The following is a 19,795-nucleotide window of genomic DNA, read 5'->3' on the forward strand; positions in this document are numbered from 1 at the left end:
CGAGGCCCTGCGCTGCCTCAAGAGGCGACTCGCCCGAGTCGTCTACAACACCCTGAAAAACAAGCACAACAACCAGTCGACCGCCGCCGCAACCGCCTACGCGGCAGCGGCTTGACATAGGAGAAACTCATGGACGCCGTACGGATCGAGCCCTGGCAGACCGACGACCTCTGGCTCCTCCACCGCGCCAACACCGCGGAGATGACCCGCTTCCTCGGCGCGGCCGAGACTGCGGAGGACGTGGAGAAGCGCCACGCGAAGTACCTGCGCAACTGGGAGACCGGGGAGGCACGGATGTACCGCGTCGTCGCCGGCGAGGAGGCCGTGGGCGGCATCGGCTGGTGGTCGAGCCGGTGGCGCGACGATGACGTGCACGAGACGGGCTGGTTCATCCTGCCCGAGCGGCAGGGCCGCGGGATCGCCTCGGCCGCCGTCGGGCTGGTGGTCGCCGACGCGCAGGAGCACGGCGTCCACCCGCTGCTCGCCGCCTTCCCGAGCGTGGAGAACGAGGCGTCGAACCGGGTGTGCGCCCGCGCCGGGTTCCGGCTGAGGGGCGCGGCCGAGGAGGAGTTCCGCGGGGTCCTGCTGCGCCTGAACGTCTGGATGCTCGAGCTCCGGCCGGGCGGCCCAGAGGGGGCCGGCTGAGCCGAGGTCAGTCGGACAGGCCCTGGAGCACCGTCGCCGTCCCGGACAGGCCGAGACGTGTGGCGCCGGCCGCGATCATCTCGAGCGCGGCCTCGGTGGTGCGGATGCCCCCGGACGCCTTGACGCCGAGGCGCCCGCCCACGGTCCGCGCCATGAGCTCGACGGCGTGCACGGACGCGCCGCCGGCCGGGTGGAAACCGGTGGAGGTCTTGACGAAGTCCGCGCCGGCGGCCTCGGCGGCCTCGCACGCGGCGACGATCTGCTCGTCGGTCAGGGCCGCGGACTCGATGATCACCTTGAGCACCACCGGGGCCGGCGCGGCGGCACGCACGGCGGCGATCTCCGCCCGGACCTCGTCGAAGCGGCCGGTGGTGGCCAGCGCCAGGTTGATGACCATGTCGATCTCGTCGGCGCCGTCGGCCACCGAGCGGGCGGCCTCCGCGGCCTTGACCTCGGCGTGGTGCGCGCCGGAGGGGAAGCCGCAGACGGTGGCGACCTTGACGTCGCCGGTGCCGCTCAGGGGCAGCATGCTCGGGGAGACGCAGACCGAGTACGCGCCCAGCCGACGGGCCTCCGCGACGAGGGCCGCGACGTCGTCTGCGGTGGACCCCGGCTTGAGGAGCGTGTGGTCGACGATGCTCGCGACCGAGACGGTGGTCACTGCGGTCTCGAGGGCGCGCTCGGCGGCCTCGGCCAGGTGCTTCGGGGTCATGTTCTGCCTCCAGACCCCTGCGACGGGGTCGCTCGTCGTCCCGGGCGCACGGCTGCGCCCCCGGTCCTGATCGGTGACGGGCTCGGCGTCCGGGTCGACGGCTTCAGGAGGCCTCGACCGGGCCGGACCAGCGCGGCTGTCGCCCGGCGCTGATGTCGCTCGTGGTCCCCATGCTAGAGATCGGCGGGCGTCCTGGCCCGGGCCGGAGGCCCCGCGGGCGTGTGCCGTTGGACACGTGAGGTCCGCGGTGCGGTCACGGGCCGGGCGTGTCCGGCGGCCGTGCCGCTGCGTGGACCGGGACGGGCCCGGCACCGCGGCGGTGGGAGGATCACCCACCATGGAGACGATCGCCATCCCCACGGACCTCCTGCCCGCCGACGGCCGCTTCGGCTGCGGGCCGTCGAAGGTGCGGCCCGCCCAGGCCGACATGGTCGCGGCCCTCGGCCAGACCCTGCTCGGCACCTCCCACCGGCAGGCGCCGGTGCGCTCCCTCGTCGGCCGGGTCAAGGAGGGCGTGGCCGCGCTGCTCGGGGCGCCCGAGGGGTACGAGGTGGTCCTGGGCAACGGCGGCTCCACCGCTTTCTGGGACGCGGCGACGTTCTCCCTCGTGCGTGAGCGCGCCCAGCACGCCGACTTCGGCGAGTTCGGGCACAAGTTCGCCACCGCCACCGACCGCGCGCCGTTCCTCGGCGCCTCCGACATCCGCACCGCCCCCGGCGGCGCCCTGGCGGTCTGCGAGCCGGCCGACGGCATCGACGTCTACGCCTACCCGCACAACGAGACCTCCACGGGCGTCGTCTCCCCAGTCGCGCGGATCGGCGACGGCACGGCGCTCACCGTCGTCGACGCCACCTCCATCGCCGGGGCGCGCGAGGTGGACCTCGCGCAGACCGACGTCTACTACTTCGCCCCGCAGAAGGTCCTCGCCTCCGACGGCGGGCTCTGGATCGCCGTCGTCTCCCCCGCCGCGGCGGCCCGGATCGAGAAGGTGACGGCGAGCCGGTGGGTGCCGGACTTCCTCAACCTCCAGCTCGCGGTGGAGAACTCGCGCAAGGACCAGACCCTCAACACTCCGGCCGTGGCGACGCTCGTCATGCTCGCCGAGCAGCTGGACTGGCTGAACGAGAACGGCGGCCTGGGGTGGTCGGCGGGGCGCAGCGTCCGGTCCGCCGCCGTCCTCTACGAGTGGGCCGAGGCGAGCGAGGTCGCGACGCCGTTCGTCGCCGAGCCCGCGCACCGCTCCCCCGTGGTCGGCACGGTCGACTTCGCGGACTCGGTCGACGCGAAGGCGCTCGCCGCGCAGCTGCGGGACAACGGGGTCGTCGACACGGAGCCGTACCGCAAGCTCGGCCGCAACCAGCTGCGGGTGGGGATGTTCCCGGCGATCGACCCCGAGGACGTCCGGGCGCTGACCGCGTGCGTGGACTACCTGGTGGAGCGGCTCGGCTGAGGTCGCCGCGGCGGGAGTTGCCCGCGCCGCCGTCGCGTCACCTGCCCTTGCCGCTGTTGCTGTTCTGGCCCTTGCCGGTCCTGCCGTTGTTCTCGGCGGCGGGGTTGTCCCCGCCCTGGCCCTGGCCTTTCCCGGTGACGCCCGGCGCCTCCTGGACCGGGGCGTCGGCCGGCTCCTCCGCGGGCCGCGGGGCCGGGGCGACGGGGGCGGCGCTGGGCGCCGTGACGGTCGGGGCCTCGGTGGGGGCCGGCGAGGCGACGGCCGTGGCGACCGGCTCCGCCGTCACCTCGGCGTCCGCCACCAGCACCTTCCCGGGCGAGAACAGGAGCTTCGCCACCGGCTCCGGAGTGCGGGACGCGCCGCCCTCCGTGGCGGAGAACGCGACGATGCCCGCGGCGACGGCGGCGGCCGCGCCGACCAGGACGCGGCGACGACGCCGCCCGGACGATCCCCGCTGTCTGACCGGTGCGGGCTCCGGTGCGGAAGGCTCCTCTCGCGTCCGGGCACCGCGCCCGACCGGTTCCGGAGCCGGTGCGTCGACCGCGGTCGTGCGCGCCGCCAGGGTCGCCGTCGAGACACCGGCGAAGGTCGCCGTCGACACGCCGTTCAGGGCCGCCGTCGCGGTCTCGTCGTGCACAGCTGTCGCACCGGTGGACGCGTCGTGCGCGGCGGTCGCGTCGCTGCCCTCGCCGTGCGCGGCGGTCGCACGGGCGGTCGCGTGCATCCCGGTGGACTCGCCGGTGGAGGACATCACGGGGCTCGCCGCGGTCGGGGGCGAGTCGACGACGACGGCACCCGCCACGGTCGCCCGCACCGCCGGCGTCGGGCTCAGCGCCTCGGCGATCCGGGCGAGCCGCACGTGCGCCTCGGTGGCCGTCGGGCGGGCCGCGGGGTCCTTGTCGAGGAGGGCGCCGACGAGGGCGTCGAGCTCCTCGGGCACGTCGGGGCGGAGGCGGCGCAGGCGGGGCGGCTGGATGAAGGCGTGATGGTGCAGGACCGCCACCGGCTGCTCGGCGGTGAACGGCGGCCGGCCGGCGACGAGCGCGGTCAGCAGGCACCCGAAGGAGTACATGTCCGTGCCGGACGTCGCGGGCTCGGCCCGTGCCTGCTCGGGCGCCATGTACTCGGCGGTGCCGAGCGTCGTGCCCGGCGCGGTGAGCGACGTGACCGCCTGGAACTCGATGGCGGCGATGCCGAAGTCGACGACGGTGACCTTGTCGCCCTTGACGATGATGTTCGCCGGCTTGATGTCGCGGTGCACGATGCCTGACGCGTGGGCGGCCGCGAGCGCCCCGGCGACCCGTCCGCCGATGCGCACGGCCTCCGCCAGGGGAAGCGCGCCGTCGGCCAGGACCGCGGCGAGGTTCCGCCCGGCGACGAGCTCCATGACGAGGAACGCGGTGTCGCCGTCGACGCCGGCGTCGTGGACGGTGACGATGTCCGGGTGGTCGAGCGCCGCGGTGGCGACCGCCTCGCGGCGCAGCCGGTCCCCGAGAGTGACATCGGTGGCGTCGGTGACGCTGACCGTCTTGACGGCGATGCGTCGGCCGAGAACGAGGTCACGGCCCCGCCACACCTCCGCCATCCCGCCACGGCCGAGCCGTCGGTCCAGCTCGTAACGGGCGGCGAGCACGACAGTCATGGGTTCGATTGTCGATGACCCCGGCCGATACGGCATCTCGGGATCCCGAGACCTGGCGCACGCGGCCCGCCCGCGGTCGGGGGGCCTGGCGACGACTGCTCGCGCCGAGGGCCGGTTCCCTCCGCGCCAGAGCATGTGGCCTGGCTCACGTCTCCTGTTGCGGGTGTGACAACGCCGAGTGATCGTGGCCTTACGCATTCCGAACCAACGGAGGTCATCAGAATGTCGCAGACAAGCTCCAACCCACCCGGCCAGCAGAGCGGCGGCGCCGGCAGAGACGTGTCACAGAGATCCGGCGGGCCCAGCGCGCTCGTCACCGAGCACGGCCGCACGAGCATCGCCGACGGGGTCGTCGCGAAGATCGCGGGCATCGCCACCCGTGAGGTGGACGGCGTCTACGCCGTCGGCGGCGGCACGGCCCGTGCCATGGGAGCGGTGCGCGAACGCGTGGGCGCCAAGACCCACGCGCAGGGCGTCAGCGTCGAGGTCGGTGAGCGGCAGGCAGCCGCGGACATCGACGTCGTCGTCGAGTACGGCATGGCGATCGCCGACGTCGCCGAGGGGGTGCGGCGCAACGTCATGTCCTCCATCCAGCGCATGACCGGGCTCGAGGTCACCGAGGTCAACGTCCACGTGGGAGACATCCACATCCCGGGCGACGACGAGGAGGCCGCGGCCGACGAGCCCCAGGAGGCCCGCGTGCGATGAGCGGACCCGTGCCGGACCCCGATGCCGTGGCGGCGGCCGTCCGGGCCGTTCCCTCGGTGCGTCTGCACGAGGGCTCCGCCGTCGGGACGCACCTGCCGGGACGCCGGATCTCCGGCATCCGGGTCCGGACCGACCGCGTGGAGGTGCACGCCGCGGTCGTCTACCCCGCCACGGTCGACGAGGCGGCCCGGGACATCCGCGCCGCCCTGGCCGGCCTGACGCGCAGCCCCGTCGACGTCACGATCGACGACGTCGTCGTCGTCGAGGACGCCGCCCGAGCGACGCCGGAGGTCGCGCCGGGGCCGACGGGCCACGAGCGACAACTATCGGAGGAAAGAACATGAGCAAGAGCGCACTCGGTCTGCTCGCAGGCCTCCTGCTGGGCATCGCCGCCGTCGTGGGGGGCTTCTTCGGATTCCTCCTGGTCCTGGTCCTGGGCCTGGTCGGTCTGGCGATCGGAGCCCAGCTCGACGGCAACGTCGACGTCCCGTCACTCTTCCGCGGCAGCCGTGGCTGAGGACACCGCTGTCCTCGCCGGCGAGCCGCCGCACGGCCGGACGACCATCGCCGACAAGGTCGTCGAACAGCTTGCGGCCCGCACGGCGCTGGAGGTGCCCGGGGTCGTCCGCCACGCCCCCGGACCGGACGTGCTGTCGACCTTCACGTCCACGCTTCCCCAGGCCTCGGCGGAGACCGCGGGCGAGCACCTCACCATCAGCGTCAGGGTCGCGGTCGACTGGGGGGCCAGCGCCCAGAAGGTCGCCGAGGACGTGCGCCGCCACGTCCGCGACACCCTCCAGCGATCGACGGGGAAGACGGTCGACCGCGTCAACGTCACCGTGGCCGCGCTCCTGACAGCCGGGCAGCGGACCCAGGACGAGGGACGGAGGGTGCGATGAGCGCGACGGAGACCACGAGACCTGCGGACACCGAGGGTGGTGTCCCCGGCACCGAGGGCACGGCAGGCGCCCCCGGTCGCACGCTGCGCGCGGCGCCGGTGCCGCGCCGGCCCGCCGGCGTCGGCATCGTCGGCATGATCCTCGCGCTGGGACTGGTAGCACTGGGCGCCCTCGCGATCTACGACGCGGTCGTTCTCCTCGGCCGGTTTGGCGGCGAGCCACCGCTGACGACGTTCCTCACCGATGGGGCGGTCGTCGGCCGTGACACGCTGGTGGCCGCCCTCGCCGCACTCGCCGTGCTGCTCGGGCTCCTCCTGCTCTGGACCGCGCTCAAGCCGGGACGACGCCGAGGCGTCCAGGTCCAGGCCGCCACCGGGGTCTGGCTGACGTGGGCGGATGTCGAACGCCTCGCCCGCACCACCGCCGTGCGCCAGGACGGCGTCCTGTCCGCCCGTGCCCGTGCCTCACGCCGGCGAATCGACGTCGCCGCGGAGACCACCTCCGGGGACGTCGGGCCCGCCGTAGAGGCGGCACTTGCCGACCGCCTGACGCTGCTCACGCCTGCGCCGCGCGTCACGCTGCGGGCCCGCCCCAGAGGCGGAGGTGACGCCTGATGGACCGGCGCACCTTCGCCGTCGACCGGGCCGTGACGGTTGTGGTCGCCCTGGTGCTCGTGCTCGGCGGCGCCTGGGTGTTCGCGTGGACCCTGGACCTGCTCCCGCAGAGCTGGTGGTCACCGACGGCGTTCTCCCTCGGCCTTACCCTTTCGGTCACCGACGCACCCTTGTGGCCGTGGGCGCTCGGCGTGGGCGGCATCCTGCTGGCGCTGCTGGCCCTGGTCTGGTTCGGCTCCCACTTCCGGAGCAGCGGGATCGGCGACCTCAGCCTCCGGGGCGACGCCCGGGGCGGCCGGTTGCTGCTGCAGTCGGGCGCCCTCGCCTCCGCGGCCGCGGCCGCCCTCACGGAGAGCTCGCCGGCCGTCACCGGCGCCGGGGGGAAAGTCGTGGACGAGGGTCGACGCCTCGTCCTCGCCCTGACCGCGACCGTGCGGCCCGACGCCGATCTGCGCGAGATCGCCCGCGCGTGCGACGCGGTCGCGGCCCAGGCGCTGCGCAGCACCGGGCGCGAGGACCTCGAGTGTCGTATCCGCGTGAAGGTGGCTCCCGCCGGCCGCTCCGAGCCCCGTGTCCGTTGACGGGGCGCCGAGCTCCGGTGACGCCGAGCGACGGCGCGCGCTGCGCCGGATCGCGCGGCGGCACCACCCGGACCTCGGTGGGGACCTGAGCACCTACCTCGAGGCCGTCGCCGCGCACGAGCGCGGGACGACGTCGCCGTCCGTCCCGGTCCGGGTGCTGAGGGCGAACCCGCTGCGCCGCGCGGCCGGCGGGCTCCGCCGCCTGCTCCGGTCCTGGCGGGTCGAGCGCCGGCACCGGCGCCGGACGAAGGTCGACGCCAGGCTGGGGTCGCGCCTCTCCGCGAGGCGATCGGGCGCGCGCAGGAGAACTGGCCGGAGCGCAGGATAGGGTCGCTCGGTGTTCAGCGCGGGGCCACCACCAGCAGGTCGCTGACCGGCTCGACGGCCGGTGTCCCCCGCACCGTCACGCGGTACGCCCCCGGCCCCGCATGGGGCATCTCCACCTCGCGCGTCCCGTCGACGGCGCCGAGCGCCACGGTCACGGGGCCCGCGGGTGCGGCGACGCCGGCGGGCCCGCCGAGGTGCTCGAGCGTCGCGGTGAGCTCACCGGCGGCCGCGGTCGGGGTGACGGTGAGGTGGACCGGCTCGTCGGCGGCGTAGACGTCGGCGAGGTCGACGGAGAGGCGCACGTGCGGCGGGGCGAGCCGGAAGCGGCCGAGGTCGACGCCGGAGGTCCAGCCGCCGATCTGGGTCAGCACGGCGGGGGCGTTCTGCAGCGAGGAGTGCCGGGTGCCGGCGAACATCGCGCCCGAGTCGTCGACGAGCTCGAGCGGGGTGGCGGAGACGCGCGGGACGGTGCCGTCGCCGCCGAGGTCGTCACCCTCGTAGGTGCGCAGGAGCTCGACGCCCTCGCCGGTGATGCGGGCCGACTGGCTGGTGGGCTGCTCGATGCCGACCACCCGGTGGAGGCGGTAGCCGCCGGTCACGTAGTCGTCGAGCAGGGCGTTCGCCGCCCGGGCGTCCTCGATCTCCTGGTGGAACGCCCGTGCCGCGGCGACGGCGAGCGGGTCGAGGTTGGGGGCGGCCAGCTCGGTGAGTCGGTGCAGGGTCCCCGAGCCGTCATCCAGGCAGGGGTAGATCGGCAGGAGCTGGTGCACGGACGGCAGGGAGCGGGCGAGCTCGGTGAGGTCGACCAGCCCCAGCGCCCTGCGGGCGCCGTTGGAGAGCTGGTCGAGCGCGTTCAGCGAGCCGCGGAAGGGTGCTCCGAACGTGATGAGCGCGCGGGTGTCCCGCCAGCCGCCGAGCACCTCGAGGAAGTAGCGCGCGACGAGTGCGCCCATGGAGTGCGCCACCAGCACCAGCCGGGCGTCCGGGTCCTTCGCCCGCTGGGCGGCGAGCCAGCCGGCGGCGGACTCGCGAAGCCGCCGGGCCGCGACCCGGTTGTCCAGACGCCAGTCGTAGGGGAGCTCGAAGTACGTCTCCCCCGGCACGGCGCCGAGCCGGCGCCTCAGGTAGTTCCCGACGGCGGTGTACCCGTCGATCTTCCATAGCCCGGGAATGAGGTGGGCGTCGGCCGCGATCCGGGTCGCTGTGACCCCGTCGTCGGCCTCCCCGGTCTCGGTGGGGTCGAGCCTGAGGTCCTGGATGCTGCGGCCTCCGCTGAAGAGTGCGCGGAGCCCGGCACCCACGGTGAGCCCGAAGACGTCCTTGCCGTCCTTCTCCAGGACGCTGCCCACGATGCCAGGCAGCAGCACGTAGACCGAGGTGGGCACCAGGATCCTCTCGTCGGGGCGTCGGGCGTCGGCACACCGAGCCTGGCAGACCCGACGGGCGGTCGCCGCAGGAAGTCTGCCTCCGACCGCCGGAGAACGTCGTAACGTCGGACCGCACGGCCCGACCCGCCCGCCCGGCACCGGCTCGGACCGGCAACCCGCCCGCACGGCACCCGACACACATGAAGGAGGTGGCTCGGTGCACGACTGCCTGGTGATCGGCGGCGGCATCGTGGGGCTGTCCACGGCCATGGCCCTCCAGCGCCGCGGCGCCACGGTCGTCGTGCTGGAGAAGGAGGCGGAGGTCGCCACGCACCAGACCGGTCACAACTCCGGGGTGATCCACGCCGGCCTCTACTACGCCCCCGGCTCGCTCAAGGCCCGGCTCTGCCGCGCGGGCGAGCGGGCCACGAAGGAGTTCGCCGCCGCGCACGACATCCCGTTCCGGGCCGTCGGCAAGCTCGTGGTCGCCACGAACGACGTCGAGGTGTCCCGACTCGCGGGGCTGCGCGAGCGTGCCGGTGAGAACGGCATCCACGTCGAGCCGGTCTCCGCCGCCCGCCTGCGCGAGCTCGAGCCGAACGTCGCCGGACGGGAGGCCCTTCTGGTCCCGGCCACCGCCGTCGTCGACTACCGGCAGATCGCGCGCGCCATGGCCGACGACGTCCGCGCGGCGGGCGGGCAGATCGTCACCCGGGCGGCGGTCACCGCGATCCGCGAGGACGAGGACGGCGTCCAGGTCCGAGCCGACGGCCGCACCCTGCGGGCGGGCCGAGTGGTGGCGTGCGCCGGCCTGCAGGCCGACCGGCTCGCCCGGGCGGCCGGCCTGGACGTCGACTTCCGCATCGTGCCCTTCCGGGGCGAGTACTACGAGCTGCCCCCGGAACGGGCAGGGATCGTCCGGCACCTGATCTACCCGGTGCCCGACCCGGACCTGCCGTTCCTGGGCGTCCACCTGAGCCCCACGATCGACGGTCGCACCACCGTGGGTCCCAACGCCGTCCTCGGCCTCGCGCGCGAGGGGTACCGCCGGAGCGAGGCCTCCCTGACCGACGTGCTGGACTATGCCGCGTTCCCCGGCATGTGGAAGCTGGCGCGGAGGAACCTGCGCACCGGTGCGGTCGAGGTCGCGAGCTCCCTGAGCCGGCGCGGCTACCTGGCCCGGTGCCAGCGGTACTGTCCCTCGCTCCGGCTGTCCGACCTTCGTCCGCACCCGACGGGGATCCGCGCCCAGGCCGTCCTGCGCGACGGCACCCTCGTCCACGACTTCCTGCTCCGGGAGACACCCAGGCAGCTGCACGTGGCCAACGCCCCCTCGCCCGCGGCGACGTCGGCGCTGCCCATCGGCGAGATGATCGCGGACCGGGTGTTCGGGCCGCTCTAGCCGAACGGTCCCGGATGGTTCGGGCAGCCGTTTGCTCCCCGGACGACAACACTTTCTTGTCGTGTGTGAGTTCCGCACGATCGGTGCCAGCCCGGCGCGCACCGGTTCGTCCTCCCTCACGCCTGCAAGCACAGCCCGACCGGTGTGAGCGGTACGCGCACAAGTCCTGCGCCGCCCGCGGATGTCACTACCGCGGGACCGGCGCCACCCCGGCAGGCGCCGTTCCCGTGCCGCTGGAAGTCGGCCGAAAAGTGACCTTGTCCGGCTGGTGATGGCGCACGCCACCCCTGCCGCCTGCACGAGCACGAGCACGAGCACGCGCACGAGCACCAGCACCCGCATGCGCACATGCGGGCGATCGCGGAGCTCACTGGCGGCGCGTCCGGTGACGTGCAACTTCTGACGGCCAACGTCGGCCGGCCCCGGAAGGGGCCGGCAGACGTTGGCCGTTCCAAAGCCGCGACGGGCTCGCCGCGGGCGTGAGCTCTGTGCGCGACACAGCTGGTGCGGGCACGAGCTCGCTACGGGGACGAACGCTGCGCGGGGTGACGCCGCTGAGGGGACGAGCTGTCAGCGGTTGCGGCCCGGGGCGGAGTTCCGGCCGTTGGTGGTGACCGGGGACTCCTCGGCGACGTCCGCCCCGGAGACCGCTGCGATGGCGGCGGGCACGTCCATGAGGCCGGCGCCGGTGGCGTCCGCGCCCCACGTGACGGTCGTCGTGTTGCCGGTCGGGTCCAGCACCTGGCGCGACCCGGCGGCGAGCGGCACCGCCGTCGCCTCGAGGGCAGCCTCGGCCTCGGCCTGCGTGAGGCCGGGGTTCGCCTCGAGCATGAGGGCGACGGCGCCCGCGACGTGCGGGGATGCCATCGACGTGCCGCTCAGGAAGTAGTAGCTGAGCTGGGAGTTCAGCTGGTACGGACCGACCACCCAGGAGCCGGGGGCGGCGATGTCGAGGTCCTGGCCCTCCAGCGCACGGGAGGAGAAATCGGCGATGTAGGCGTCCTCGGCCGACGTCGGCTCGGCGACGTCGCCGGTGTTCCACCACGAGCCCGAGGTCCACTGCCCGGTCCAGCCCGACGCGGCGACGGAGATGACGTCCTCGTAGGCACCGGGGTAACCCATGCCGGCCTCGCCGCTGTTGCCGGCCGAGGCGACGATCAGCACGTCGTTGGCGACGGCCCGGGCGACAGCGGCCTCGGTCAGCGCGTCGGGTGTCGGACCGCCGAGGGACATGTTGATGACCACCGGGGAGTCGCCGAGTGCGCCCGAGACCTTCAGGTCGGTGACGTAGTCGATGCCGGCGGCCACCATGGAGGACCAGCCGGAGCCGTTCTGGTTGAGCACCTTCACCGGGATGACCGTGGCCTCGGGGGCGACGCCGCCGACGGGGACCCCACCGAGGTTGTAGCCCAGGATCGAGCTGGTCACGTGCGTGCCGTGCCCGTTCTGGTCGGTGGACCACTTGTTGGGCTGGGAGGAGACGCTCCCCTTCTCGCCGCCCCCGCCGCCGAAGGCGATGCCGAGGTCGGCGGCGATCGCCTCGGTGCCGAAGTACTGCGGCCAGCTCGAGTGCAGACCGGTGTCGAGGACCGCGACGTAGACGCTCTCGCCGGTCTGCGACACCTCGCGGACGTCCGGGGAGCCCTGCTCGTAGACGTCGATCTGGTCCGTGTTCCAGGTCGCGATGCCGTCGACGGTGCTCCGGAACGGCGACGGGGCCACCGGCTTGCCGACGAACTGCACGTCCTCGTTGGCCGCCTTGACGAACGGCAGCGCCTGGACGTCGTCGAGGTCCGCGGCGGCGATCTTCATCGTCAGCGCGTCGATCTCGGGGTACGTCTCGTTGATCGTGCCGAACGCCCGCAGCTCCCGCTCGATCCGCGGCGTGAGATCGGTGCTCAGGACGACGTTCACCCCGATCTGCGGACCCGCGGCCTGGGCGGCGGGGATCGCGGCGATGGTCAGGGCGGCGAGGGAGGCGAGCCCGGTCAGTGCACGGCGCATGCGGTGATCCTTCTGCTGGGTCCCGCCGGAGTTTCGGACCGGACGGGGACGTCGGTGAATGTGCCGAGCGTACCGCCGGTCGGTGACACGGCTCACAGAAACGCTGACGCCACGTTCAGGCCCGCGGGAGCTCAGTGGTGGTGCTGCGCGATGCCCCCTCGAACCGGGCACCCCCGGCGGCTGCACGCGCCGACACCGAGCGTGGTTGCCGGAACCTTCCGTCCGCCGTCGCGCCCGCTCCTGCCGCTCCCTCGCCGGGGCGGATCCGCGGAAGGTTCGGGGAAGGACCGGTGTTCTACCTTCGTCGAGCCGCCGACGGTGGCGGCAGCCGCATCGACGCGGTGGACGAGCATGGAGGCACCAAGGATGGGACCCGAGCTGCTGGTCGCGGCCGAGCTGTCGAACCGGGCGATGGCGCACGAGTTCGTCGGCTACCCGGAGGACGTGGCCTTCGCGCTGCGGCGCGAGCGTGAGGACAGAGCGGACCGGCGCCTGCGCCGTCGGGAGGGTGCGCCTCGAGACGCGGACGGTGCCGCCGGGCGGCTCAGGCGATTCGCGGTTCGCCGGCTGCGCCGTGGCGCAGGCGACGTGCGTCCCGTTCCTGGCCTGCCAGCGTGAACATGTCGGCCGCGCGGGCGCGCAGTCCCGCGGCGGCCGCCCTGTCGCCCTCGGCGGCGACCAGGTGCGCGCGGGCCTCCAGCACGGCGGCGTCCCAGCCGATGCTGTGCCAGCGTGCCGCCGACAGCTCCGCGGCCTCGAGGTGGCGCCGGGCGGCCGGGAGGTCCCCGGCGTCGGCGTAGGCCCGGGCGGCCGGCAGGTCGAGCATGATCGAGCAGAAGAAGCAGTGGTCGTCCGCCCCCATGGCGGCCACGGCCTCCTCGGCGACCGCCACCTGGCTGTCGCCGGCGGCGAGCTCGATCTGGGTCCCGTAGATCGGCGGCAGCAGGCAGCGGGCCATGTGCGACCAGCGCGCCAGCGGGAGCGACCGCGCGAGCAGCCGACGCGCGGCGGCGCGGTCGCCGGTGAGCATGCGGACCTCGGCGAGCCGCTGGAGCGAGTGGGACTCTCCCACGAGCGAGCCGATGCCGTGGTGGAGCTCGACGGCCTCGGTCAGCCGCCGCTCGGCGGCCTCGAGGTTCCCCTGGAGCAGGGCCGCCTCCCCGCCGAGCGTGGCGGCGAAGGCGGCGGCGCGACGCACCCCGGACCTCTCGGCCGACTCTCGCAGCGAGTCCGCGAGCGCGATGACCTCCTCGTACGGCGTCGGTCCGTACAGGACGTACTCAGCCACGCACAGGTGGGAGTCGAAGATCCCCGTGACCAGCTGCGGCCGCTCTGCCCCGCGGCGCAGCTCGGCGTGCAGACGGTGGAAGAACTCCCCGTCGTAGTGCGCGAGGAGCGCCTCGAACGCCACCAGGTCGAACGCCGCGGTGGGTGAGCCAGGGGCCAGCAGGATCCGGCGTTTGGCGAGCTCGGCGTCCTGGCGGGCCGCGTCGAGCTCGCCGGAGAAGAGGTGGACGTGCGCGCGGGCGATGAGAAGCTCGGCGTCGGCCCGCTGGTCGCGCCCGTCGACCTCGAGGCCCTCCAGCGCGAGCGCCGCCGTCTCGAGGTCGCCGCCGACCATCGCGGCCTTGGACAGGTTGGTGCGGAGCTCGCGCACCGCCGCCGGGTCGGTCGCGTGGGCCAGGGCCTCGCGGTGCGCGTCGACGGCGTCCGGGTGCCCGGCAGCGCTGAGCAGCGCCGCCCGCAGGGCGAGCAGCTTCGCCCGGTCCTGCCCCGTGGCAGCGGCGCGCACCCGGTCGAGGAGGGCGAGCGCGTCGCGGTACGCGCCGAGCGCCGCCCGGGTCTCGGCGGCACGCAGCGCCCAGGGCACCGCCTGCTCCGCGCGACCGGCCTCGATGAGGTGGTGCGCGACGCGGGCGGGCGAGCCGCCCGTGGCCTCGATCGCCCGGGCGGCGCGCAGCTGCACGGCCCGGTACGCGGGGCCGTCGAGACGGGCGCGCAGGCGATCCCGCAGCAGAGCGTGCCGGAAGGCCAGCCCGGTGGCGGTGCGCACGAGCAGCCCGTGCGCGACCCCGGCCCGGACGGCCGCGCTGACGCCGTCGTCGTCCAGGCCGGCCACGGCGGCCAGCTCGTCGGTGTCGAACTCGGTGCCGAGGACCGCCGCGCAGGCCAGCGTGTCGAGCACGGTGGCGGGCACGCCGCGCGGCTCGAGGATCGCGCGCCACGGGTCGCTCTCCCCCCGGGCGGCGGCGCGCGCGGTCTCGACCAGGGCGAACGGCACGCCGTCGCCCGTCTCGACCAGAGCGTCCGCGAGTGCGGGGTCGTCCACGTGCTGGCGCACCAGGGTCAGCGAGGCTGCACGGGACAGGGGCCGCAGGTCCAGCGTGGTGGCCTGGTCCCGGGCGAGCAGGGCGGCGCGCATCTGCGCGAGCGCCGGCGGGGGCGCGCTGCCGTGGGCGACGGCGATGAGCACCTTCTCCCCCGCCGTCGCGCGGGCGAGCTGGTGCAGCAGTCGCAAGCTGGCGACGTCGGCCTCGTCGGCCTCGTCGATCGTCAGCACCGCACCGTTGCCGGCGCCGGCGAGCCGCAGCAGCTCGACGGCGGCCACGTACAGGCGCTGGTGCCCGCCGGCGCCGTCCCACTGCTGCTGCCGACCGGACATGGCTCGCTCGATCTCGTCGCGCAACGGGTCCGGCAGCCCGTCGAGGAGCCCGGGATGGTGCCGGCACACGGCGGAGAGCGCCTCGAGCACCGGGGCGTAGGGCCAGTCCGCCGCGGTCCGAGCCGCCAGGCCGGTGCCCACCCGCATGCCGCGGGCCGCCGCCCCGCGCTCGAGCCGGACCAACGTCGCCGACTTGCCGATCCCGGGCGGGCCCGAGACGAAGAGCACCTGCCCACGACCGCGCTGGACCGCATCCAGCAGCCGGTCCAGCCGGGCCAGCTCCTGCTCCCGTCCCACCAGGTCGGGGTCCTTGGCCGGGCCGACGGCGGAGCCGCGGAACATCGCGAGGGCCTTCTCCCGCAGGGCGAGCGCCCTCGGGCCCGGCGCCGCTCCGAGCTCGCGACGCAGGGCTCGCTCGAGCCGCTCGAACTGGCGCAGGGCCGCCGCCGCGTCGCCGGCCCGGAGCGCGTCCACGGCGAGATGGAGGTGGGCGTCCTCGTCGGCGGGGTCGGCGTCGACCACGGCGGCCCAGCGCCGGGCGGCACGCAGCAGGTCGAGACGCAGGGTGCGCAGCCGCTCACGAGGCTCCTCGGCCCACTCCTCGTAGAGCTCCTCCGGCAGCAGGTCACCGGCGTAGAGCTCGGCGGCACCTCCGCAGGCGTCAGGGTCCCCCAGGGACAGCGCGTCGGTGGCGGCGTGCTCGAACGTCTCGGCGTCGACGGCCAGGTCGGCGCCGGGCCACAGCTCGACGAGGTCGTCGTGCAGGACCACCGAGTCGGGACTGCCCAGGCCGCGCCGCGCGTAGTGCGCCGCCTTGTGCAGCCGCGGCGCGGCGGAGGCGACGTCCGCGTCGGGCCACAGCGCGTCCATGACCTGCTCGCGGTGGAGGCGGTGGCCGGGGGTCAGGGCGAGGAGCTGCACGAGGTGCGCGGCGGGCCGGCGGGACCAGGAGGCGCGGGGCACCTGCTCCCCGTCCACCTCGACCGAGAAGCCACCGAGCAGCGCGATCCTGACGCCCACCGTCACCTCGATTCGCACCTGCATGCTACGTCGAGGGCGACGGGGTCAGGAAGAGGAGGCCGGTCTGCCGGCGCCGGGCCGGACCGTCACACCGCGGCACCGTCGAGGGCGAGCAGCGCGTCGATCTCGTCGGCCATCGCCGCCGCCAGCCCCCGGAGCAACCCCTGGACCTCCTGCAGGTCCCACCGGAATCCCGCCAGCGGCTCCGTGGCCTCGAGGATCGGAAGGGTGAGTCGGTCGCGGGCCATCTCGTACGCCGCCAGCGACTCCCGCTGCTCCGCGCCCGGTCCGGGCGCGGCCAGCACCGCGCGGGCGAGCAGCTCGGCGTCCCGCAGCGCGTCGGTCATGCCGTGGGTGCTGATCGGGTCCTTCCAGGCACCGGCGTCGCCCACCAGCGCCCAGCCCGGCCCGGCGGCGGACCGCAGGAAGCCGGGAACGCCGCGGGTGACCCTGAGCCGGCCGACGACGGGCAGCCCGGCGACCCGGTCGGCGAGTGCCGGCGGCAGCGGGGTCCCGGCCCACGGGTCGGCGCCGGGCGGCGTCCCCGCCCGCGCGCCCCGACGCGCGGTCGCGGCGCCGGCGTCGGCGGAGGCGTCGGTGTCGGCGGAGGCGTCGGCGGCTGCCGCGGCGTCCGCCGAGGCGGCGAACACGCAGGTGAGGCCGTCGTTGGTGGGGATGAGGCCACCCCCGCAGCCCTCGTCGTAGTACCACTCGTACCCAGCGGCCGGCACCGCGACGTACCCGTAGGTGCAGCGGGCCACGGCGCGTCCCTGCCACCGCACCGCGGCGCCGACCTCGGCCGCCACCAGCGACCGCAGCCCGTCGGCGCCCACCACCAGCGGCGCGTGCTCATCCCGGACCCCGTCGCGGCGGCGCACGCGCACGCCGGTGACGGCGCCGTCCGCCCCGCGCAGCAGCGAGGTGACGGTGGCGCCGTGCTCCACCCGCGCCCCCGCGGCCACGGCGGTGCGCGACAGCAGGGCGTCGAGGAAGGTGCGGCGCGGCGCGTACAGGGCCTCGACCCCGGCGCCCGGTCGCAGCGTGACGGTGGTCGCGTCGCCGCCGTAGTGGAACACCACCCGGTGCACCGGCGGCACACCCGCGGCGGCCACGGCGTCGAGCAGACCCCAGCGGCTCAGCTGCAGCACACCGGCGCGCATGAGCGCGTGGGTGGAGAGGGTGTCGCTGCCCAGCCGGGTCCGCTCGAGGCACAGCACCCGCATGCCCGCGCGTGCCAGCAGCATGGCGGTGGCCGCGCCGGCGACCCGGCCCCCGACCACGATCACGTCCCACCTCATTGCTGCGCCCCCACCAGCGCGTCGGCACCGACGAGCACCCGGTGCCGGGCCGCGATGTCGGCCGTGATGATCGCGGCGTCGTGGCGCACCCCGCCGAGGAGAGCCGAGCTGCGTCGGGTCTGCCAGGCGGCGCCCACCACGTACAGGCCTGGGACGTCCGTGCGCCCGGCGTCGTGGACCACGTCACCGTCCGCGTCGAGCACCGGCAGGTGCAGCCACGGGTGCGCGCGCCGGTAGCCGGTGGCCCACACGACCGTGGAGATGCCGCGGGCACGCAGGTCGAGCCGGACGGGGGCATCCTCCGTGCGGGCGGGCCGGACCAGGTCCTCGCTGGCAGGCTCCGCGCCGAGACGGTCGGCGACGGCGTCGATCCGGCCCAGGAGCCGACGCAGGCGGTGGTCGGCCAGCGCCGTCGTGGACGGCAGGTCCGGCGCGAAGGTGACCCGGTCGCCGTCGGCCGCGGTCAGACGCCCGGCGAGGACGACGCCGCCGGCCTGGAGGCTCGCCAGGTCGAGCTCGCGCACCTCGTCCCGGCCCACGAGCTGCATCGACGGCTCGTGCGGCGGGTCGGCCGGATCGGGCAGCGAGGCCCGTGGCCGGTCCATGGCTCCCGTCCGGCTCAGCCAGTCGACGATGTCGCGGCCTCGGTAGCGCCGCGGCACCCGGGTGTGGTGGCCCACCGCCAGGACGACCTCACGCCCGGCGCCGGCCAGCTCGTCGGCGATCTGGGCCCCGGAGGCCGAGGCACCGACGACGAGCACCCCGCCGTGCGGCAGGTCGCCCGGCCGGCGGTAGTCGTCGGCGGCCACCTGCAGCACCCGGTCGCCGAGCCCCGCCGCCACGTCGGGCACGTTCGGGAACGCGTTGTGCCCGGTGGCCAGGACCACCTCGTCGGCCCGCCAGCAGCCGGTCGTGGTGCTCACCACGAAGTGCCCGAGGCCGCCGGTGACGCTGAGCACCTCGGTGTGCTCGGCCACCGGCGCCGCGAAGGAGCTGGCGTAGTCCTCGAGGTACCCGATCACCTCGGACCGGCTCATGTAGCCGTGGGGGTCGGCTCCGGCCCACCGCCAGTGGGGCAGGTGGCTGAACCACCGCGGCGTCAGCAGGGTGAGGCTGTCCCAGCCGCGGGTGCGCCACCGATGGGCGACCTCACCGCGCTCGAGGACCACGTGGTCGATGGCGAGCTCGGTGAGCAGGCGGCTGACGGCCAGCCCGGCCTGCCCTCCGCCGATGACGACGACCGTGGTCGTCAGCATGTTCTCTCCTGTCGTGGCACGGGCGTGGCGACGCCGCCACGCCCGCGCGGGGTCGGTCGGCCGGTCAGGCAGCTTCGTGGGCGTCGACGTCGACGACGACGTCAGTGCCGTTGGTGAGCACGTCGTAGACCGCGGAGCGGTCCTGCGAGCGGCGCACGACGGCCTCGAGCTGTTCGGCGGAGGCGTCGCCCTCGATCTCGAAGTGCACGCGGATCTGCCGGTAGCCGTTCCTGACCCCGGTGTCGATACCGAGCATGCCGAGGAGGCTGATGTCGCCCTCGACGGTCGACGCCACCCGGCGCAGCTCGATCCCGCGCGCGGACGCGATGTTCGCGATCCCGTGGGTCAGGCACGCCGCGATGGCGTGCAGGAGGTACTCCACGGCGGTCGGCCCGTTGTCCTGCCCCACGAGCACCGCGGGGTGGTCAGCGTCGATCACGAAGCCCGCGGTCCGGGTGGCGTCCTCCTGGCCGGCGCCGTAGAAGTTCTGGATCGTGCTGCGGTTGTGGGTGCCGCTGACCCACTCGTTGCGGGCCCGGAACTGGAACTCGGCGAGCTCCTGCTGGTCCCGCACCGCGTCGACGGTGGCGAACAGGACGGGTACGTCGACCCCGTTCATCGCCGTGCGGTCGTGGCTGGTCGTCGTCATGTCGTACTCCTTCGTCGTCGGGTCATGACGGGAGACGACGCTAGGAAGCGGACCTTCCCCCGACCTTCCCGGGACGGCCGGGCCGCGGTGCCGACGGGAAGGCGCGGGGAAGGCCGGCGGGGCAGGGTGCGGGCATGGAGCTCCACGTGGGCGACAGCGCCCGGCGCACCCGCACGGTCACCTCGGAGGACATCGAGCTGTTCGCCCGCATGACCGGGGACCGGAACCCGCTGCACACCGACCCGGAGCTCGCCGCGGCGAGCCGGTTCGGGGGGATCGTCGTGCAGGGCGGGGTCACCTCGGGGCTGCTCAACGCCGTCGTCGCCCAGGACCTGCCCGGGCCGGGGTCGGTCTTCCTCCGCACCGACTGGTCCTTCCGGGCGCCGGTGCGGCCCGGGGACACGATCACGGCCGAGGTGGTCGTGACGGCGGTGCGCACCGACAAGCCCGTCACCGAGCTGCGCACGAGCATCACCGACGACGCGGGCACCGTGGTCCTGGACGGCACGGCCGTGGTCTGGCGGGATCCCGCCGTCGCCGCGGCCACGTCCTGAGAGCG

Annotated in this window: 19 protein-coding genes; 11 read left to right on the forward strand and 8 right to left on the reverse strand. The window is 74.8% G+C overall.

Annotated elements, in window-relative coordinates:
• Positions 1-129: 129 nt before the first annotated feature.
• On the forward strand, positions 130-645 hold the full coding sequence (locus KZX45_RS09140; RefSeq protein ID WP_248257423.1) for a GNAT family N-acetyltransferase: 516 nt from the start codon (positions 130-132) through the stop codon (positions 643-645).
• A gap of 7 nt (positions 646-652) precedes the next feature.
• On the opposite strand, the gene deoC is transcribed toward KZX45_RS09140, so the two are convergent.
• Positions 653-1,357, reverse strand: a complete 705-nt coding sequence (gene deoC / locus KZX45_RS09145) for a deoxyribose-phosphate aldolase (protein ID WP_248257424.1) — start codon at positions 1,355-1,357, stop codon at positions 653-655.
• Between the two features lie 337 nt (positions 1,358-1,694).
• On the opposite strand from deoC, the gene serC reads away from it, so the two are divergent.
• Positions 1,695-2,807, forward strand: coding sequence for a phosphoserine transaminase (gene serC, locus KZX45_RS09150; RefSeq protein WP_248257425.1), 1,113 nt, complete (start codon positions 1,695-1,697; stop codon positions 2,805-2,807).
• A gap of 37 nt (positions 2,808-2,844) precedes the next feature.
• On the opposite strand, the gene KZX45_RS09155 is transcribed toward serC, so the two are convergent.
• Entirely contained in the window at positions 2,845-4,449 is a 1,605-nt protein-coding gene (locus KZX45_RS09155; protein WP_248257426.1) for a serine/threonine-protein kinase, read from the reverse strand.
• A 279-nt stretch (positions 4,450-4,728) separates the two neighbouring features.
• On the opposite strand from KZX45_RS09155, the gene KZX45_RS09160 reads away from it, so the two are divergent.
• From KZX45_RS09160 to KZX45_RS09190, 7 genes are read left to right on the forward strand one after another with little or no spacing between them, the layout of a single operon-like run.
• On the forward strand, positions 4,729-5,157 hold the full coding sequence (locus tag KZX45_RS09160; RefSeq protein ID WP_248257427.1) for an Asp23/Gls24 family envelope stress response protein: 429 nt from the start codon (positions 4,729-4,731) through the stop codon (positions 5,155-5,157).
• A complete protein-coding gene (locus tag KZX45_RS09165) occupies positions 5,154-5,501 on the forward strand; it encodes a hypothetical protein (RefSeq protein WP_248257428.1) in 348 nt (115 codons plus the stop codon). Before KZX45_RS09160 ends, KZX45_RS09165 begins: the two co-directional genes overlap by 4 nt.
• Positions 5,498-5,674 (forward strand): DUF2273 domain-containing protein, encoded by a 177-nt coding sequence (locus KZX45_RS09170; RefSeq protein WP_248257429.1) that lies wholly within the window; start codon positions 5,498-5,500, stop codon positions 5,672-5,674. Before KZX45_RS09165 ends, KZX45_RS09170 begins: the two co-directional genes overlap by 4 nt.
• A complete protein-coding gene (locus tag KZX45_RS09175) occupies positions 5,667-6,056 on the forward strand; it encodes an Asp23/Gls24 family envelope stress response protein (protein ID WP_248257430.1) in 390 nt (129 codons plus the stop codon). Before KZX45_RS09170 ends, KZX45_RS09175 begins: the two co-directional genes overlap by 8 nt.
• The gene (locus KZX45_RS09180) at positions 6,053-6,670 is read left to right on the forward strand and encodes a DUF6286 domain-containing protein (protein WP_248257431.1); all 618 of its coding nucleotides are present in this window, start codon (positions 6,053-6,055) and stop codon (positions 6,668-6,670) included. Before KZX45_RS09175 ends, KZX45_RS09180 begins: the two co-directional genes overlap by 4 nt.
• Complete coding sequence (locus KZX45_RS09185) at positions 6,670-7,251, forward strand: hypothetical protein (RefSeq protein WP_248257432.1); 582 nt, start codon at positions 6,670-6,672, stop codon at positions 7,249-7,251. Before KZX45_RS09180 ends, KZX45_RS09185 begins: the two co-directional genes overlap by 1 nt.
• A complete protein-coding gene (locus KZX45_RS09190; protein WP_248257433.1) occupies positions 7,241-7,579 on the forward strand; it encodes a hypothetical protein in 339 nt (112 codons plus the stop codon). Before KZX45_RS09185 ends, KZX45_RS09190 begins: the two co-directional genes overlap by 11 nt.
• 13 nt (positions 7,580-7,592) lie before the next feature.
• Here the strand turns inward: KZX45_RS09190 and KZX45_RS09195 are convergent, their stop codons facing one another.
• Positions 7,593-8,963, reverse strand: a complete 1,371-nt coding sequence (locus tag KZX45_RS09195; protein ID WP_248257434.1) for a hypothetical protein — start codon at positions 8,961-8,963, stop codon at positions 7,593-7,595.
• A 199-nt stretch (positions 8,964-9,162) separates the two neighbouring features.
• Between KZX45_RS09195 and lhgO the strand changes: the two genes are divergently transcribed.
• Positions 9,163-10,347, forward strand: coding sequence for an L-2-hydroxyglutarate oxidase (gene lhgO / locus KZX45_RS09200; protein ID WP_248257435.1), 1,185 nt, complete (start codon positions 9,163-9,165; stop codon positions 10,345-10,347).
• Positions 10,348-10,917: 570 nt separating this feature from the next.
• On the opposite strand, the gene KZX45_RS09205 is transcribed toward lhgO, so the two are convergent.
• The 5 genes from KZX45_RS09205 to KZX45_RS09225 form a co-directional block, all read right to left on the reverse strand.
• A complete protein-coding gene (locus KZX45_RS09205) occupies positions 10,918-12,351 on the reverse strand; it encodes a S8 family serine peptidase (protein WP_248257436.1) in 1,434 nt (477 codons plus the stop codon).
• 544 nt (positions 12,352-12,895) lie between these two features.
• Positions 12,896-16,051, reverse strand: a complete 3,156-nt coding sequence (locus tag KZX45_RS09210; RefSeq protein ID WP_248257437.1) for an AAA family ATPase — start codon at positions 16,049-16,051, stop codon at positions 12,896-12,898.
• A 68-nt stretch (positions 16,052-16,119) separates the two neighbouring features.
• Positions 16,120-17,319 (reverse strand): FAD-dependent monooxygenase, encoded by a 1,200-nt coding sequence (locus KZX45_RS09215; protein ID WP_248257438.1) that lies wholly within the window; start codon positions 17,317-17,319, stop codon positions 16,120-16,122.
• An 8-nt stretch (positions 17,320-17,327) separates the two neighbouring features.
• A complete protein-coding gene (locus tag KZX45_RS09220) occupies positions 17,328-18,587 on the reverse strand; it encodes an NAD(P)/FAD-dependent oxidoreductase (protein WP_248257439.1) in 1,260 nt (419 codons plus the stop codon).
• Between the two features lie 64 nt (positions 18,588-18,651).
• Complete coding sequence (locus KZX45_RS09225; RefSeq protein ID WP_248257440.1) at positions 18,652-19,236, reverse strand: OsmC family protein; 585 nt, start codon at positions 19,234-19,236, stop codon at positions 18,652-18,654.
• Positions 19,237-19,370: 134 nt separating this feature from the next.
• On the opposite strand from KZX45_RS09225, the gene KZX45_RS09230 reads away from it, so the two are divergent.
• Positions 19,371-19,790 carry a MaoC family dehydratase gene (locus KZX45_RS09230; RefSeq protein ID WP_248257441.1) on the forward strand — a complete coding sequence of 140 codons (420 nt, stop codon included), beginning with the start codon at positions 19,371-19,373 and terminating at the stop codon, positions 19,788-19,790.
• Positions 19,791-19,795: the final 5 nt, after the last annotated feature.

Source organism: Georgenia sp. EYE_87, from assembly GCF_023148685.1.
Lineage (GTDB): Bacteria > Actinomycetota > Actinomycetes > Actinomycetales > Actinomycetaceae > Georgenia.

Coding starts and splice junctions, on each gene's coding strand:
- KZX45_RS09140 (WP_248257423.1), top strand. CDS start 130: ATGGACGCCGTACGGATCGAGCCCTGGCAGACCGACGACCTCTGGCTC.
- deoC (WP_248257424.1), bottom strand. CDS start 1,357: ATGACCCCGAAGCACCTGGCCGAGGCCGCCGAGCGCGCCCTCGAGACC.
- serC (WP_248257425.1), top strand. CDS start 1,695: ATGGAGACGATCGCCATCCCCACGGACCTCCTGCCCGCCGACGGCCGC.
- KZX45_RS09155 (WP_248257426.1), bottom strand. CDS start 4,449: ATGACTGTCGTGCTCGCCGCCCGTTACGAGCTGGACCGACGGCTCGGC.
- KZX45_RS09165 (WP_248257428.1), top strand. CDS start 5,154: ATGAGCGGACCCGTGCCGGACCCCGATGCCGTGGCGGCGGCCGTCCGG.
- KZX45_RS09170 (WP_248257429.1), top strand. CDS start 5,498: ATGAGCAAGAGCGCACTCGGTCTGCTCGCAGGCCTCCTGCTGGGCATC.
- KZX45_RS09180 (WP_248257431.1), top strand. CDS start 6,053: ATGAGCGCGACGGAGACCACGAGACCTGCGGACACCGAGGGTGGTGTC.
- KZX45_RS09185 (WP_248257432.1), top strand. CDS start 6,670: ATGGACCGGCGCACCTTCGCCGTCGACCGGGCCGTGACGGTTGTGGTC.
- KZX45_RS09205 (WP_248257436.1), bottom strand. CDS start 12,351: ATGCGCCGTGCACTGACCGGGCTCGCCTCCCTCGCCGCCCTGACCATC.
- KZX45_RS09220 (WP_248257439.1), bottom strand. CDS start 18,587: ATGCTGACGACCACGGTCGTCGTCATCGGCGGAGGGCAGGCCGGGCTG.
- KZX45_RS09225 (WP_248257440.1), bottom strand. CDS start 19,236: ATGACGACGACCAGCCACGACCGCACGGCGATGAACGGGGTCGACGTA.
- KZX45_RS09230 (WP_248257441.1), top strand. CDS start 19,371: ATGGAGCTCCACGTGGGCGACAGCGCCCGGCGCACCCGCACGGTCACC.